Genomic DNA, 14,849 nt, shown 5'->3' on the forward strand with positions numbered 1-14,849 from the left:
ACGAACATCATGGCACTGACAGCGGAAGAATGGTCCGCGCTATCGCTATCGCTCAAAGTCAGCCTCTGGTGCGTCGCCGCAGTGATCCCGCCCGGCGTGCTGCTCGGATGGCTGCTCGCCCGCCGTCAGTTCCGCGGCAAGTCCGTGCTCGAGGCGATCGTGCACATGCCCCTGGTGCTGCCGCCGGTCGTCACGGGCTACGTTCTCTTACTCACTTTCGGGCGCAACGGCTGGCTGGGCCACTGGCTCTACGACTGGTTCGGCATTAGCGTGGCGTTTACCTGGAAAGGCGCCGTGATCGCTTCGGCGGTGATGAGTTTCCCGCTCATGGTGCGCGCGGTGCGGCTTTCCATGAGCCTGATCGAATCGCGGCTGGAACAGGCCGCCAGCACGCTGGGCGCAAGTCCCTTCCGTGTCTTTTTCACCGTGACCCTACCCTTGGCCACGCCCGGCATTCTCACCGGGGCGATCCTGAGCTTCGCCCGCAGCCTGGGCGAGTTCGGGGCCACCATCACCTTCGTCGGCAATATCGAAAACGAAACCCGCACCTTGCCGCTGGCCTTGTACACCTATACCCAAACGCCCGGAGCCGAGGAACCGGCCATGCGCCTGGTGCTGATCGCCATGGCCGCAGCATTCGCCGCCCTGATCGGGAGCGAGGTGCTGACCCGGCGCGCCGAACGGCGGCTGAGCGGTGAATAAGAGTTATCGCATGCTATCCCTCGACATCGAACTGCGGCGCCATGCCTTCGACCTGGTCGCGCAACTGGAGCTGAATGGCAGCGTCACCGGCTTGTTCGGCCCCTCGGGTTCCGGAAAAAGCTCGCTGCTCGGGATCATCGCCGGGCTGGTCCGGCCGCAGAGGGGGCGCGTCGTCCTCGACGGCGAAACGCTCTACGACAGCGCGAGCGGCGCCTACCTACCGCCGCACCGGCGCCGGATCGGTCTGGTGTTTCAGGACAGCCAGCTGTTTCCGCATTATTCGGTCAAGGGCAATCTGCTCTATGGCTTCAAGCAGACACCTCCGGATCAGCGCCGTTTCCGCTTCGACGATATCGTCGATCTCTTGGGGCTAGGTCCATTGCTCAACGCCCATCCCCGAAACATCTCGGGCGGCGAAAAACAGCGGGTAGCACTGGGCCGCTCCCTGCTCGCCTCGCCCCGCCTGCTGCTGTTGGACGAACCGCTGGCGTCCCTGGATCAGGGGCTGAAAGCCCAAATTCTGCCATTCCTGCAAAGGATCCGGGACGAATTGCAGCTGCCCATGATTTACGTGTCCCATGCCTTGTCGGAAATCCTGCATCTGACCGACCAACTGGTTCTGATCAAACAAGGCCGCATCCTCGCCGCCGGCGCGCTGCAGGACATCCTCCAAAATCCGCGGCAGGACAAGGCGGCTCCACTCGGCTTGGACAACACCCTTCCGGTAATCATCGAGTCTCACGACATCGAAGGCGGTTGCACCCTAGCTCGCTTCCGCGACCTGCGCCTGGCTCTGCCGCTGCGCGAGCGGCTGACCATCGGCCAAGTCGCTTACGTGTCCATCCAGCGCGGCGAGGTGGCCCTGTCACGCCAGGCGGTGCCGGGCCTGTCCATTCAAAATCAGGTGCCGGGACGAATCGTCCAGATCGAGCGCCGCGGCGAAAGCGTGTCGGTACATATCGATGCCGGCGCGCCGCTGCTGGCGGACATTACACCGCGCGCCCTGCGGGAAATGGATTTGAAAGAAGGCGAAAGGGTTTATTGCCTGATCAAGACGCGTTCGTTCTCTTATCTCATCGAGCAAACGCGGGCCGAGCTCGAATCATCCGCGCCATAACGGTCAGCCGATCGCCCGTATCCGCAGGACTCCGACTGTCGCCCCAGCAGGACAGGCGCCGCGTAACCCACCGATTCGAGGTCGCTCGATGGGTTACGGTGCGCGCCGGAACCGCCGAGCTTCGAAAGGGTCGTGCGGGCATACTTAACCCACCCCACAAAATGAATGCCTTATTGAAAGCGACTTGGATTCAATCCGGCCTATGTTCCTTTGCGATGGTTCCCAACCTGTGGGTTTGGAAACCCGGCCTTGCAAGCTCTTGCATGCTATCGTTGGAGGAGCGGGAACTTTCGGGACGGCGTTGTTCTGGCCGATGCCCGGGCAAATTCGGGATCAGATCTCGAAAATTTCGCTTGCAATAATTTTATGTTTCTATAGTTTTTGAAATATGGAAATAAAATCCGTCGTCAATGCCCTCGCAGCGCTCGCCCAGGAATCCCGTCTGGCCGTTTTCCGCCTGCTGGTGCAAACCGGGCCGGAAGGACTGTCCGCCGGGAAGATCAGCGAAACCCTGGGCATTCCGCCCTCGTCGCTATCCTTCCACATGAAGGAACTAGCCCATGCGGGTCTCGTTTCATCCCGGCAGGAAAGCCGCTACGTCATTTATTCAGCCAATTTCCGGACCATGAACGACCTGCTCGGCTTTCTGACCGAAAACTGCTGCGGCGGCAAACCCTGCGTACCAACCGACCTTCCCGAACAGGAGCATTCGTCATGAAAAGATTCCATGTCCATATTGCCGTCGACGATCTCGAAAAGAACATCCGCTTCTACAGCGCCCTTTTCCAGGCCGAACCCAGCGTCCAGAAAGACGATTATGCCAAGTGGATGCTGGACGATCCCCGTATCAACTTCGCCATATCCGCCCGTGGCAACCGGCTCGGCCTGAATCACCTGGGGCTCCAGGTCGATTCCGGCGAGGAATTGGAGCAGGTCAACCAGGGCCTTAGCGCGGCCGCCTTGCCGGTTACTGCACAAAAGCAGGCCGCCTGCTGCTATGCCCGGTCCGACAAATACTGGACGGTCGATCCCCAAGGCATCGCCTGGGAGGCTTTTCACACCCTGAGCGACATACCGACCTTCGGCAAAGACACGGCCATTCAAATCAAATCGGCTTCGAGCTGTTGCCAACCCGCCGAATGAGGAAGCCGCCCGTGACCCCGCGTCCGCTGAACATTCTCGTACTCTGCACCGGCAATTCCTGCCGCAGCATTTTGGGCGAAGCCCTGATCAACCGGCTGGGCGCGGACCGCTTCCGCGCCTTCAGCGCCGGCAGCCACCCGACCGGCCGGGTCAACCCAAACGCCCTGGCGACGCTGGCGCGCCACGGCCTGCCGACCGAAGGCTATGCCAGCAAGTCCTGGGACGCGCTCGAAGGTACGCGGATCGACATCCTGATTACGGTCTGCGATTCGGCGGCCGGAGAAGCCTGCCCGGTTTACCTGGGATCGGCGGTGCGCGGGCACTGGGGCTTGCCGGACCCGGCCCGTGTCGCCGGCAGCCCCGAGACAATCGAAGCTGCGTTCGAGGCAACCTATGTCGCGCTCGAAAAGCGCATCCGCCAATTATTAGCACTGCCAGTGGAAACGCTATCCCGGTCGGAATTGACCGAGGCAATCAATCGGATCGGCGCGGAAACCCATTGATTAGCTTAAGAGATACTGTCATGAACAGCCCCATATCCGTCAGTTCCGATCGAACTCTTCACCCGCCCGCGTCTGCCCGCGAGCCCCGCATGCGGCTGGATTTCGTAGCACGTTTTCTGACGCTGTGGATTTTCCTGGCTATGGCGGGCGGGGTCGCGCTGGGTTATTTCGTACCCGACGTTACGCAATGGCTGACCCGATTCCAGGTAGGGACCACCTCCATTCCCATCGCCATCGGTCTGATCCTGATGATGTATCCGCCGCTGGCCAAGGTGCGCTACGAGGAACTACCACAGGTCTTCAAGAATTTCAGGGTCCTGACGCTCTCCCTGATCCAGAACTGGGTGATCGGCCCGGTTCTCATGTTCGCGCTAGCCATTCTGTTCCTCCGCGACTATCCCGAATACATGGCGGGTCTGATCATCATCGGCCTGGCCCGCTGCATCGCCATGGTCCTGGTCTGGAACGACCTTGCCCGGGGCGACACCGAATACTGCGCGGGACTAGTGGCGTTCAACTCCATCTTCCAAATGCTGTTTTTTTCGCTTTACGCCTATATCTTCGTGACCATCTTGCCGGACTGGCTGGGGATCGCCTCGGGGCTTGAAGTCAAGATCACCATTCTCCAGGTCGCCCAAAGCGTGCTGATCTATTTGGGGATTCCCTTTGTTGGCGGCATGGTCACTCGCTTTGTCCTGGTGCGCCGCAAAGGCCGGCGATGGTATGAGGAAAAATTCATCCCCAAAATCAGCCCGCTCACCCTCATCGCCCTGCTGTTCACGATCTTGGTGATGTTTTCCCTCAAGGGCGAATACATCGTGCAATTGCCCCTGGATGTGGCGCGTATTGCTCTGCCGCTGATCCTTTACTTCCTTATCATGTTCCTGGCCACATTTTATATGTCGGCCACGGCCGGGGCCGGGTATCGGATCAGCACCACCCTGTCGTTCACGGCCGCCAGCAACAACTTCGAATTGGCCATTGCCGTGGCCGTGGCGGTTTTCGGTCTCCAATCGGGGCAGGCCTTCGCCGCAGTCATTGGCCCTCTGGTCGAGGTTCCTGTGCTGATCGGCCTGGTCAAGGTGGCCCTTTACTTCAGGCAAAGATACTTCACGCTCGAAAACCGAACCGCCGAACCCATCGAGGAGAGACTTTCATGAATGATCTGGAAGAAGCAAAAGCCCGAGCCGCCAAGGCCTACAATGCCGCAGCCGATTACTTCGACCATCCCGTCAGTTCCTTTTGGCACGGCTTCGGAAAGCAGACCGTAGAGCGGCTCGACCTGCTCCCTGGTGAACGGGTGCTGGACGTCTGTTCCGGCAGCGGGGGTTCCGCATTACCCGCGGCGGAGCGGGTAGGCCCGAAGGGCAAAGTGGTTGCGGCCGATCTCGCGGAAAACCTGATTGCCCTGGCTCGGGCTAAGGCGAACGCCAGAGGCTTGGAGAACATCGAATTCCGGGTCGACGACATGCTCGCCCTGGGCTATCCCGATGCCAGTTTCGACGCGGTGGTCTGCGTCTTTGGCATCTTCTTCGTCCCCGACATGGCCACAGCGGCAAGGGAGTTATGGCGCATGGTCCGGCCCGGCGGCCGTCTGGCCATCACCACCTGGGGCCCTAATCTGTTCGAGCCGGCCAACAGCGTTTTCTGGGATCTCATCCGGCAGGAACGGCCCGATCTCCACCGCGGCTTCAACCCTTGGGACCGCATTTCCGAGCCGTCCGGCCTACGGGACATGCTCGCGGATGCCGGTATTCACACTGAAAACATCGTCGCAGAACCCGGCACCCATCCCTTGAATGCGCCGGACGACTGGTGGGCCATCGCCATGGGCAGCGGCTACCGGGGCACCCTGGAACAACTGGATGCCGAGACCTTCGCCCGTGTACGCGAGGGTAGTCTGTCCCGTCTACGCCAGGAGCGAGTCGGCGCCATCGAGACAAATGTCATTTATGCCGTGGCTACGAAAGGAACACGGACCATTCGCGGATGAATTGATAGGAGATCGTGTCATGCAATGCTGCAATCGAGGTTTTCGGGCCCTTGCCGGAGCCATTCTCGTGTTAGGGATGTCCGCGACCGTGCCGGCACAAACGGCAAGTCCGGAACGAGTGGAGGAAGTCGCTAAACGCGGGGCCGAAGTCATGCCTTTCGACCTCAAGCAAACCCAGCACGTTTTCACCAAGACAGAAACGGGCGGGGTACAGCAGGTTGTCGCCAGAGACTCGGCCATTGCCGAACAGATCGAACTCATCCGCCAGCACCTGACGAAGATTTCCCAGGAATTCGCCCGCGGCGATTTTTCCGATCCGGCACGCATCCATGGGGAAAACATGCCGGGACTCGCCGAGCTGAGGAGTGCCCCGCCGGGGAAATTACGCGTGGCATACCGCGAGCTTCCGAACGGGGCCGAGATCGCTTATTCATCCGACGATCCGGCCCTGATCGCCGCCGTGCACCGCTGGTTCGACGCACAGCTCGCCGAACACGGTCCCGACGCCATGCCCGGACACCCTCACGGGACGATGCACCCCATGCACAAAAACTAGCCGAAGTCTGTAAGCTGGGCTGAGGACCGAAACCCGGCATTTCCGCGCGATTGCCGTGATTCCTTCGTCTCCCGGTCTACCGCGTCGCGCCTCTCACGGAACCCGCTATTGCGCCCAGGCTTGGTTCCCGAGTTCGCCTCCCCTTGCGCCGAGCAGCACCGCGCTTCGTCCGGCGTAAAAAATCCTTGTCCGGACGCGTGGTCAGTTTCGCTCAACGGGCTGTCTAATAAACTGTTAATGTCAAGCTACGAGGATGCATCATGAGCCATCAGAATCCAGGTAACGAGTCGCGCGATGTGTCTCAAATGACGCAATTCGGCATCTTTTATCCGCTCGGCTATCTCGTGGTCGCATTTCCGGACGAGAAAGATGCTCGGCAGGTGCAACGCGATCTCATGACCGGTGGGTACGATGAGGCGGATTGTCAGTTTTTTTCCAGTACCGAGGTGGCGTCCGCCGCGCAGCACAATCTCGCGGAGAATACGGGCTTTCTGGCACGATTGGGCTGGGCCGACGAGGCCGTGCAGGCCCATCTGGACGCGGCCAAGCAAGGCTCGGCATTCCTGCTGATCTATGCGCCTACCGATATCGAGACCGCACGGGCGCTAAACGTGATCCGCCGCGTGCCGTTCGAGTTTGCGCACCGTTACCACCGTTTCGCGATCGAAGAACTGCATTGATTAAGACTTAGGCAGCGTTGCCTTACGGTGCTTGGCGCCTTCTCCCTTCGGGATGTCGTAAAAGTAGGCTGGGACGATAACGGACTCAAAATGCCGGGTTTCGTTCCTCGACCCAGCCTACGTCCTTAGCTCTTACGCACGCTTCGTCGACAAGAGACGCGACTAAAGCGACATGCGGGAGATGGGTCCTCAGCTTCTACGAGCCCGATAGAGTCAATGAAGGAGATCATCATGAGCGGATATCAGATCGCCGTCATCGTCGGCAGCCTTCGCAAGGAATCGTTCAACCGCAAGCTGGCGGACGCCGTCATCAGGCTTGCGCCCGCGGAATTCTCGTTCAAGCAGCTGAAAATCGACGACTTGCCGCTCTACAACCAGGATGATGACGGGAATCAGGCCGAGCCGGTCAAGCGGCTAAAGAACGAGATCAAAGCTGCCCAAGGACTGCTGTTCGTCACGCCCGAATACAACCGATCTATTCCCGGAGTGCTCAAGAACGCCATCGACCATGCATCGCGCCCCTATGGCCAGAACGCCTGGGCGGGCAAGCCCGCCGGCGTGTTGGGGGCATCGATCGGCGCGATCGGCACGGCCATAGCGCAACAGCATCTGCGCAATGTTCTCGCCTACCTGGATGTGCCGGCACTGGGGCAGCCGGAAGCGTTCATTCAAGTCCGGGAAGGGCTGTTCGATGAAGACGGAAATATCGGTGCAGCCAGCAAGGATTTTCTGCAAGACTGGATGGACCGGTATGTTGCCTGGGTGAAAAAGCACGCCGGCTGATTCGTAAAACCCGCACCGCAAGCAAGACCCGCTTGGGTCTTGTTTTCGCGGATGATGAAAAACATGCCCGCAGTACATCGGCGGTGTCGGCAACACTCCGAAAGTTTCCGGTCGAGACCGGGTCTCCGATGACGGAAACGGCCGCCAGAGGGAAGATCGTTTCGGCCGATAGCGTTGACCGCGAAAGCCGAAAACCCGCGGCCGCCTGGCGCCACGCCCGGCGAAACCGTCCCTGATTAGCGGCCGTACCAAAATTCCGCGCGCCCCTCGGCCGCCGGAGCGGCGGCTTCACCGCCCCGGGTCGAGGGCGAGCGGTTTGGTCTCCGTGCCGCGAAGGCTACAATGATCGCTTCGCCTCGGTCCTCCGCCCGCGAGTGCCCATGGCAAATCCTGATTCGCCCCGGAGATTTTTCATGAACACCCCGAAAAAACGCATCCTCATCGTCGGCGGCGTCGCCGGCGGCGCCACCTGCGCGGCTCGGGCGCGCCGGCTCTGCGAGACCTGCGACATTCTCGTATTCGAGCGCGGACCGCATGTGTCCTTCGCCAACTGCGGCCTGCCCTATTTCGTGGGCGACGTGATCGCATCGGAAGCCAAGCTGCTGGTGGTGAGTCCCGAGGACTTCCGGAACCGTTTCAACATCGACGTGCACACCGAAACCGAGGTCACCCGCATCGATCGTCACTCCAAAACGATCGAGGCGCGCGATCTCAAAACCGGCGCGGTGCGGCAGGAACCTTATGACGCGCTGGTCCTCGCGACCGGTGCCAAACCCGTCCGACCGCCTTTGCCCGGAATCGACCTGCCCGGCATCCACGTACTGCGCACCATTCCGGACAGCCGGAAGATCAAGACTGCAACGGCCAGAGCTTCGCGTGCGCTGATCGTGGGCGGAGGATTCATAGGTCTCGAAATGGCCGAGAATCTGGTCGGGCTGGGGCTCGAGGTGATTTTGCTGGAATTGGCCGATCAGGTCTTGCCGCCGCTGGATCCCGAGATGGCGGCCTATGCCGCCGAAAGGCTGAAATCCCGCGGTGTCTGCCTGAGACTGGGCGAGGGCGTCTCGGCTTTCGAGAAACACCCCGAACGCGGCTTGAACGTGCTGACATCCAAGGGCTGCACCCTTTCCGCCGACATGGTCATCCTCGGCATCGGCGTGCGTCCGGAATCGGCACTCGCGGCCGAGGCCGGCCTGGAACTCGGCGCCCTCGGCGGTATCCGCGTCGACGAGTACATGCGCACCAGCGATCCCGCCATCTGGGCGGTAGGCGACGTGGTCGAGGTGAAGAATCTCGTCACCGGGGAATGGCAGCTCGTTCCCTTGGCCGGTCCCGCCAATCGGCAAGGGCGCGTCGCGGCCACCGCCATTCTTCATCATTTCGATCGCAACGACGATAATCAGCCGCCCCTGAAATTCGATGGCGTGCTCGGAACCGCCGTGTGTGAAGTATTCGGTCTCACCATCGCCTGCACCGGCGCCAACGAAAAACTGCTCAGGCGAGCCGGCATGAACTATCAAATGATCTACCTGCATCCCGGCCACCATGCGAGCTATTTCCCCGGTGCCAGGCCGATCCACATGAAACTGCTTTTCTCCAAAGCCGACGGCAGAATTCTCGGCGCCCAAGCCGTGGGCGAACTCGATGTGGCACGGCGCATCGATGTGATCGCGACGGCCATGATGCAGGGAGCTTCGGTGTTCGACCTGGAAGATCTGGAGCTTTGCTATGCGCCCCAGTTCGGCGCCGCCAAGGACCCCGTCAATCTCGCCGGCATGATCGCAGCCAACCATCTGCGCGGGGACTTGCCCCTGGCGGATTGGGACCAACTCGCAACCACCCCTGCCCTGCTGGTGGACGTTCGAAACGAAACCGAGTTTGCCGGCAGCCACGTCCCGAATGCACGAAACCTGCCTCTCGAAACCCTGCGCGATCGGCTTCACGAATTGCCCCGCGACCGGGACATCTGGCTGATCTGCGGCGTCGGACAACGCGCTTATTACGCCTTCCGGCTATTGGCGCAGAACGGTTTTCAGGTCAAGGTGCTTTCCGGTGGGATGCAGACTTATCAGGCCCGGATACGGGCCGGTAATCGATGGTAGTTGAGCACAGCCGTCCGCAAAGGCCAACCAGGGTCTCTTTTCAAATCGTAAGCATTCGATGAGAGCCCCGTATAGGCGCTTCATTGGCTTTTAGGTATCGCGGGGCCTGGGCGTGCAAAGTCATCCGCGTTTATCCGCCACTGGCAGCTTCTGACAACTTGGCGGACGGAGTTGGCGAAGAGGCCGCCGTATTTCGGCACCTCGGCGATGATTTCGGCCTGAAAATCCGTCAGGCCTGCCGGCGTTCGCGGGCGAGCAGCGAGGCGCGATTCTTGGTATTTGTTATCGATGGCCCGGGCAAGGCAAGCAGCGGTTCGGAGCGATCTCCTAATTCTGCGCCAGGGACCGGATGATCGGACAAGGGGTTTGTCCCGCTCCTTCATCGCATTGATGCACGAGTTCTTTCAGGACATCGCGCATGGCGCTCAAATCAGCGAGCTTACGCTCGATCAGGGCTAGCTTACGCACGGCCAGTTCCCGCGTTTCAGAGCAGGCGCAGGCTTCATCGAGCCGAAGCAATACGGCGATTTCTTCCAGAGTGAATCCCAGCGCCTGCGCCCGCTTGATGAACCGGATCCGTTCGACCGCAGTCACGGGGTAGCGACGCGCTCCGTCCAGCGGTTTGTCGGGCTGATCCAACAACCCTCTCCGCTGATAATAGCGGACGGTTTCCACGTTCACTCCGGCTTGCTTGGCCAGGCGTCCAATGGTGAATGTCGGCGCCTTCATGATCGCGGCCCCCACAGGATGATGGCCGCCCCCACCAGACAAACAGTCGCCCCGATGATGTCCCAATGATCGGGCCGATGGCCTTCGACCCACCAAAGCCACGCCAGCGAAGCGGCGATGTACACGCCGCCATAGACCGCATAGGCCCGGCCCGCCGCCTCGACTTCGACTCGGGTCAACAACCAGGCGAACAGGCATAGGCTGACGATGCCGGCATTGAGCCACGGCCAAGGCTTGCCCAACCTCCAGACACTCCAGAAAGCAAAGCAGCCAGCGATTTCGAAGAAGGCAGCCAGGGTAAAAAACAGAGAAGTGGTCATCTCGTCAAAAAACCGCTTGATTCCGTACCATGGTACGGCATTTAGACTCAAGCCAACACTACCGGTTTGGAGATGCAAAATGTCCTCACTGAACGCAAAAAGCTCGCTGATGATTGGCGCGATGGCCGCAATCGGCGCCTCGCTGTGTTGTCTCGGACCCTTGCTCCTGCTCTCCTTGGGCATCGGCGGCGCCTGGATCAGCGGCTTAACCGCCTTGCAGCCTTTCCGCCCCCTTTTTGTGGCGGCTGCGCTGCTGTTCATCGCTCTGGCATTCCGCAAGCTTTACCTCACACCTCAGGTCTGCGAACCCACCTCAGCCTGCCGCGCCGCCTCGATCATCAAGCAACAGCGTCTGACCTTCTGGGTAGTCAGCTTGTTATCGCTCGGGCTCATGGCCGGACCATGGATCGCACCACTTTTCTACTGACTGAATAGGAGGACACAACGATGCGCCAGATCATCACGCTCGCGATCGCGTGGCTGCCACTGGTAACGTTTTCCGGGGAACCACACACCGTCGTGCTCGATGTGCAAAACATGAGTTGTGCGGTCTGCCCGATTACCGTCAGCAAGGCGTTGGAACAGGTACCGGGCGTAACAGACGCCAAAATCGATTTCGACCGGAAAACAGCTACGGTCACTTACGATCCGGATCGGACCAGCCCGGCCGCACTTACCAAGGCGACTACGGACGCCGGCTACCCATCGACTCTTCACCCCTAGGACGACCATGAGCACAGTCATTCTCGAATCCCTTCTCACATGTCCCGCATGCGGTTTTGCTAGGCTGGAAACCATGCCGACGGATGCTTGCCAGTTCTATTACGAATGCACCAACTGCAAGACGCTGCTGCGTCCCGAAGCCGGGGATTGCTGCGTGTTCTGTTCCTACGGATCGGTAAAATGCCCGCCGGTACAGGAACACCGCAAGCATGGGGGATGTTGCGGCTGATGAGGGATTCCGATCGTTCTTCGCAAAAACCGGGAGATCGCCCCTGAGCGCCCGACGAGTCTGTCCTGAGCGAAGCCGAAGAGCTCGGTGTTGGAGCCTGCCAGGGGCTGAGCCTTTTTATCTCGTGCGCCTTCATCGCTGATGTACGCTCGAGTCGATGAAACGCCCGCCGACGCGTACGGCAGAGGCTGGCCAATCGGAGAGATGGGCGGGAAAGCGCCAAAGCCTGACTATTTGATAAGTTCGCCCTGGAGTTCGAGATCGAAGCCGCAGCTGCGGTCGCCCAGCCCGCCGATGCATGTGACTTCCACGGCCTGGGTGCGCCTTTGCGTGACGTGCTCGACGACCCCGGCGATCAACCCGCCCTCGAAATGGCAGAGCGGACGCCCCACGGGCTGGAGGCCGCTGCACGTGACACATTCGTAGACATCGACATGCACCTTGTCCTTGGCCAGCACGGGGACTTCTATGATCCCGATCTTAAGGGTCGCGCAGAGTCCGAGAAAGTCTTCGAGCTTGACGATTCCGAGCTCCTTGCCCAACTTCTTGCCGGCGTAATAAGCCATGGCCGAAGCACCCCTGCCGAGTATGTCCTCGATGGCCACCAGTCTCAGCAATCTGAAAAGCGCCACGCCGGCATCGTTGCCGAGATTGGGACGCACAATCTTCAAAGCGTTTGCGATGTCGACCGTAGGGTACCCGGCTTGGAGCACTTTCGCCGGGTCCGTTGGTGGAGTTGTCGAATTCATAAAACGATGGTCCTCTTCTGCGCGATCGCTGCTTCGGTGGTGCGACAAACACCTAGAGAAAACGCTCATTTCCCTTGTCCTGCGTCAGTGCACAGCCATCCGGCACATCCCCGTCTCACTGGTCTAGCTCAAGCATAGATGAAAATGCCGAAATGTCGGAGCTGACCCGGCCCGGTTACGATAACGCCGGCAAAGACGAAATTTGACATCCAGAGCAAATTTGCCATAGCTTCATAGCGATGACGCTCGCCCCTACGGCGGAATCTGCAGATCTCGACACACAACAATGGAATCGGGATTTCCGCCGGGAGACCGCCTTCAATCAGGAAGCCTTTGCCACCCCCTCTCATTGCTTTGCCGGGATCGGACAGCTCGTCCGACCCATCATGGACAGTTCGGCTTCCGGATAACCGTGATACATGTATTTCGTTTAAAAAATAAGGAAACGCGATGAAAGCTGACGTTCGAAAATGGGCCGCTCTTGTTCTCGTGATCGCCTTCGCCGACGGATGTTCCAGCATACGTGCGAGGACCGAGGTACTCCAAAACGATTGGGCGGTTTATCCCGGCGTTCGGCAGGACGTGAGAGAGATCGGCGGCATATTCAAGGGTGAGCGTTCGGCGCCGGGATGGATCAACGGGCTTGTGACATCCGTTCTCGTTTTCGATCTGCCTTTTTCGGCCATCTTCGATACGTTCGTGCTGCCGTACGACTGGTACCGCATTCGCAACCCGCGCCCTGCCGACGAAATCCGCGTCCCGTCGGAAGGACGTCCGATCCCTGGCCCCGAGGACGTCGGAGGATAAAAGAACCGTCGCAGCCCATCGGCAAAAAAGCGGAGCCGTATTGCGATCCGGCAACGAAATTCGCCCGATCCTCGGTCGATCCCGTCCGTACCCACGCAGGAATGCCCGAGCTGCTCTTTTCACATATCCTCGTCGCGGGAACTCGCAAAATAACACAAAGTAACACATGGTTGACTCGATAGCCGCGCTACCTAATCGGCACCAGCCGACGAGTTGACAGCGGCCTTCAGGGCGCGCATGCTCAAGGCGTGTGGGCGATAAAGCCCACAGAAACTCATGCTGTAAGGGACTACTCATGATGATGGCATACCTTGCGCCGGAAGCCACGGAATGGCGGCCATGAGCGCTCGATTTCGCTTGAATATCGTTCTCGCGGCCGAGGAAGGAGCGGGGCTCCGTATCTTGAAGGCTTTGGACCAGAGCGGACATCGGATCGCTCTGGTGCTCACCTCTCCTCCAGGGACGCACGGATCGGCCTTGTGGTCGTACGCCGAAGCCCGCGGACATCCGCTGTTACCCGCCTCGACCGTCAAAGACGCCGCTCTTGCCGATATCTTCCGCAAAGAGGACGTGGACCTCTTTCTCAATGTCCACTCGCTCCATATCGTGAATGGCGCGATCCTGGAGTCTCCCCGAATCGGGGCGTTCAACCTGCACCCAGGTCCCCTACCGCGGTATGCCGGCCTCTACGCGCCGGGCTGGGCGATCCTCCGCGGCGAACGCCGCTACGGGGTCACCGTTCACCGCATGCTGGCGGGCATCGATACAGGCCCCATTGCCTATCAAACGCTCTTCGACCTGACCGAAAGCGATACCGCTCTGTCGGTGGGACTGCGCTGCGTGGCGGAGGGCCTCGCTCTCCTGTTCACCCTGGTTGACGCGGCCGCTCTCGACCCGGCATCGATTCCGAATATCGAGCAAGATCTCACTCAGCGCGAATACTTCGGCAGAATTATCCCGGAGGGCGGCGCCATCTCCTGGGATCGACCCGCCGCCGACATCGACCGCATGGTCCGTGCCTTTTGTTATTTCCCCTTCCCGTCTCCATGGGGAGCGCCCAAAACGCGGGCCGGCGATCGCGAAATCGGAATCGTGAAAACCTCGCCGACGGGAGAGCCGAGTTCCGCGCCTCCGGGAACGATCGCCAAGATCTCCGGAGACGAGGCGTGGGTCTCATGCGCGGATGCGTGGCTTCGGCTCGACCTGATTACGGTCGACGGCAGACGGGTAGCGCCAGCCGAAGCACTCTCGGATATCGATAGACTGGGCGGATAAAGCGTTTTCATCACTGATGGACGCTCGAAAAGGAAGCGGCCTGCGGCAGCGAGTGAATTTGACGCGGGTCTCGCCCCGCCGGCGAGTTACTTGTGCAAACCCCTTGTGGGGCTGCGCCCACAAGTCCTGGGTGTCCTTCCCTGGACACCCGCTTGCCTCGGGAGCGCCAAGGCAAGCCCATGGGGTTTGCCCTTCGGGCCAGCCTTCGGCTGTCCAGTGACAGCCTCCTGTCCTGGACGCCGCCCTTCGGGCGAACGTCGTTCGTCCCATTCCGCTCCCAGCGGAATGGTCGCTCCCGGCGAGTTTGTCTTTGCGTGCCCAAAGACAAATGTGTCGGGAACGCATTTGGACGCGCGAAGCGCGCCCGCAGGGTTCGCGCCAGGGACGGTGCGAATCAGCGGGCACCCGGATGGCGCGCTGATCCTGCGCGTCGCCGGC

The 14,849-nt window shown here is 60.4% G+C and carries 17 protein-coding genes and 1 pseudogene; 15 read left to right on the plus strand and 3 right to left on the minus strand.

Annotation, left to right across the window (positions count from 1 at the left end; translation table 11 throughout):
- Positions 1–9: 9 nt before the first annotated feature.
- From modB to QEN43_RS09695, 11 genes are all read left to right on the plus strand, one after another.
- The gene (modB, locus tag QEN43_RS09645) at positions 10–702 is read left to right on the plus strand and encodes a molybdate ABC transporter permease subunit (protein ID WP_317964042.1); all 693 of its coding nucleotides are present in this window, start codon (positions 10–12) and stop codon (positions 700–702) included.
- Positions 703–712: 10 nt separating this feature from the next.
- Complete coding sequence (gene modC, locus QEN43_RS09650) at positions 713–1,819, plus strand: molybdenum ABC transporter ATP-binding protein (protein ID WP_317964043.1); 1,107 nt, start codon at positions 713–715, stop codon at positions 1,817–1,819.
- Between the two features lie 388 nt (positions 1,820–2,207).
- Complete coding sequence (locus QEN43_RS09655; protein WP_317964044.1) at positions 2,208–2,537, plus strand: ArsR/SmtB family transcription factor; 330 nt, start codon at positions 2,208–2,210, stop codon at positions 2,535–2,537.
- Positions 2,534–2,962: an ArsI/CadI family heavy metal resistance metalloenzyme gene (locus tag QEN43_RS09660; RefSeq protein WP_317964045.1), complete on the plus strand. Its 429-nt coding sequence runs from the start codon at positions 2,534–2,536 to the stop codon at positions 2,960–2,962. The genes QEN43_RS09655 and QEN43_RS09660 overlap by 4 nt, the downstream gene beginning before the upstream one ends.
- An 11-nt stretch (positions 2,963–2,973) precedes the next feature.
- The gene (locus QEN43_RS09665) at positions 2,974–3,465 is read left to right on the plus strand and encodes an arsenate reductase ArsC (RefSeq protein ID WP_396662715.1); all 492 of its coding nucleotides are present in this window, start codon (positions 2,974–2,976) and stop codon (positions 3,463–3,465) included.
- Between the two features lie 89 nt (positions 3,466–3,554).
- A complete protein-coding gene (gene arsB / locus QEN43_RS09670; protein WP_317964071.1) occupies positions 3,555–4,625 on the plus strand; it encodes an ACR3 family arsenite efflux transporter in 1,071 nt (356 codons plus the stop codon).
- Positions 4,622–5,458, plus strand: coding sequence for a class I SAM-dependent methyltransferase (locus QEN43_RS09675; RefSeq protein ID WP_026611655.1), 837 nt, complete (start codon positions 4,622–4,624; stop codon positions 5,456–5,458). The genes arsB and QEN43_RS09675 overlap by 4 nt, the downstream gene beginning before the upstream one ends.
- Positions 5,459–5,477: 19 nt before the next feature.
- Entirely contained in the window at positions 5,478–6,014 is a 537-nt protein-coding gene (locus tag QEN43_RS09680; protein ID WP_317964046.1) for an aspartate carbamoyltransferase, read from the plus strand.
- 260 nt (positions 6,015–6,274) lie between these two features.
- Positions 6,275–6,694 (plus strand): hypothetical protein, encoded by a 420-nt coding sequence (locus QEN43_RS09685; protein ID WP_026611653.1) that lies wholly within the window; start codon positions 6,275–6,277, stop codon positions 6,692–6,694.
- Positions 6,695–6,925: 231 nt separating this feature from the next.
- Entirely contained in the window at positions 6,926–7,477 is a 552-nt protein-coding gene (locus tag QEN43_RS09690; protein ID WP_026611652.1) for an NADPH-dependent FMN reductase, read from the plus strand.
- A 413-nt stretch (positions 7,478–7,890) separates the two neighbouring features.
- A complete protein-coding gene (locus QEN43_RS09695) occupies positions 7,891–9,579 on the plus strand; it encodes an FAD-dependent oxidoreductase (RefSeq protein ID WP_317964047.1) in 1,689 nt (562 codons plus the stop codon).
- Positions 9,580–9,906: 327 nt separating this feature from the next.
- Here QEN43_RS09695 and merR read toward each other — a convergent pair whose 3' ends face one another.
- A complete protein-coding gene (merR, locus tag QEN43_RS09700; RefSeq protein ID WP_026611649.1) occupies positions 9,907–10,308 on the minus strand; it encodes an Hg(II)-responsive transcriptional regulator in 402 nt (133 codons plus the stop codon).
- On the minus strand, positions 10,305–10,628 hold the full coding sequence (locus tag QEN43_RS09705) for a YnfA family protein (protein WP_026611648.1): 324 nt from the start codon (positions 10,626–10,628) through the stop codon (positions 10,305–10,307). The genes merR and QEN43_RS09705 overlap by 4 nt, the downstream gene beginning before the upstream one ends.
- Before the next feature lie 79 nt (positions 10,629–10,707).
- On the opposite strand from QEN43_RS09705, the pseudogene merP reads away from it, so the two are divergent.
- Together merP and QEN43_RS09720 are read left to right on the plus strand one after the other, a co-directional pair.
- Positions 10,708–11,351 (plus strand): annotated as a pseudogene (merP, locus tag QEN43_RS21760) (mercury resistance system periplasmic binding protein MerP).
- 7 nt (positions 11,352–11,358) lie between these two features.
- Complete coding sequence (locus QEN43_RS09720; protein WP_077728551.1) at positions 11,359–11,580, plus strand: GDCCVxC domain-containing (seleno)protein; 222 nt, start codon at positions 11,359–11,361, stop codon at positions 11,578–11,580.
- Positions 11,581–11,810: 230 nt separating this feature from the next.
- Here QEN43_RS09720 and QEN43_RS09725 read toward each other — a convergent pair whose 3' ends face one another.
- Positions 11,811–12,329 (minus strand): DUF2507 domain-containing protein, encoded by a 519-nt coding sequence (locus QEN43_RS09725; protein ID WP_162144345.1) that lies wholly within the window; start codon positions 12,327–12,329, stop codon positions 11,811–11,813.
- A 450-nt stretch (positions 12,330–12,779) separates the two neighbouring features.
- Between QEN43_RS09725 and QEN43_RS09730 the strand changes: the two genes are divergently transcribed.
- Positions 12,780–13,136: a YceK/YidQ family lipoprotein gene (locus QEN43_RS09730; RefSeq protein ID WP_051331979.1), complete on the plus strand. Its 357-nt coding sequence runs from the start codon at positions 12,780–12,782 to the stop codon at positions 13,134–13,136.
- 339 nt (positions 13,137–13,475) lie between these two features.
- The gene (locus tag QEN43_RS09735) at positions 13,476–14,411 is read left to right on the plus strand and encodes a methionyl-tRNA formyltransferase (RefSeq protein WP_317964048.1); all 936 of its coding nucleotides are present in this window, start codon (positions 13,476–13,478) and stop codon (positions 14,409–14,411) included.
- Positions 14,412–14,849 lie beyond the last annotated feature (438 nt).

The sequence above is a fragment of the Methylocaldum szegediense genome (assembly GCF_949769195.1).
Taxonomy (GTDB): domain Bacteria; phylum Pseudomonadota; class Gammaproteobacteria; order Methylococcales; family Methylococcaceae; genus Methylocaldum; species Methylocaldum szegediense.

Bases quoted from the DNA above. Each gene is read 5' to 3' on its own strand.
- QEN43_RS09730 (WP_051331979.1), top strand. From the start codon at position 12,780: ATGAAAGCTGACGTTCGAAAATGGGCCGCTCTTGTTCTCGTGATCGCC.
- merR (WP_026611649.1), bottom strand. From the start codon at position 10,308: ATGAAGGCGCCGACATTCACCATTGGACGCCTGGCCAAGCAAGCCGGA.
- QEN43_RS09685 (WP_026611653.1), top strand. From the start codon at position 6,275: ATGAGCCATCAGAATCCAGGTAACGAGTCGCGCGATGTGTCTCAAATG.
- QEN43_RS09655 (WP_317964044.1), top strand. From the start codon at position 2,208: ATGGAAATAAAATCCGTCGTCAATGCCCTCGCAGCGCTCGCCCAGGAA.
- QEN43_RS09675 (WP_026611655.1), top strand. From the start codon at position 4,622: ATGAATGATCTGGAAGAAGCAAAAGCCCGAGCCGCCAAGGCCTACAAT.
- arsB (WP_317964071.1), top strand. From the start codon at position 3,555: ATGCGGCTGGATTTCGTAGCACGTTTTCTGACGCTGTGGATTTTCCTG.
- QEN43_RS09725 (WP_162144345.1), bottom strand. From the start codon at position 12,329: ATGAATTCGACAACTCCACCAACGGACCCGGCGAAAGTGCTCCAAGCC.
- QEN43_RS09735 (WP_317964048.1), top strand. From the start codon at position 13,476: ATGAGCGCTCGATTTCGCTTGAATATCGTTCTCGCGGCCGAGGAAGGA.
- QEN43_RS09660 (WP_317964045.1), top strand. From the start codon at position 2,534: ATGAAAAGATTCCATGTCCATATTGCCGTCGACGATCTCGAAAAGAAC.
- QEN43_RS09720 (WP_077728551.1), top strand. From the start codon at position 11,359: ATGAGCACAGTCATTCTCGAATCCCTTCTCACATGTCCCGCATGCGGT.
- QEN43_RS09695 (WP_317964047.1), top strand. From the start codon at position 7,891: ATGAACACCCCGAAAAAACGCATCCTCATCGTCGGCGGCGTCGCCGGC.
- QEN43_RS09680 (WP_317964046.1), top strand. From the start codon at position 5,478: ATGCAATGCTGCAATCGAGGTTTTCGGGCCCTTGCCGGAGCCATTCTC.
- QEN43_RS09705 (WP_026611648.1), bottom strand. From the start codon at position 10,628: ATGACCACTTCTCTGTTTTTTACCCTGGCTGCCTTCTTCGAAATCGCT.
- modC (WP_317964043.1), top strand. From the start codon at position 713: ATGCTATCCCTCGACATCGAACTGCGGCGCCATGCCTTCGACCTGGTC.
- QEN43_RS09690 (WP_026611652.1), top strand. From the start codon at position 6,926: ATGAGCGGATATCAGATCGCCGTCATCGTCGGCAGCCTTCGCAAGGAA.
- modB (WP_317964042.1), top strand. From the start codon at position 10: ATGGCACTGACAGCGGAAGAATGGTCCGCGCTATCGCTATCGCTCAAA.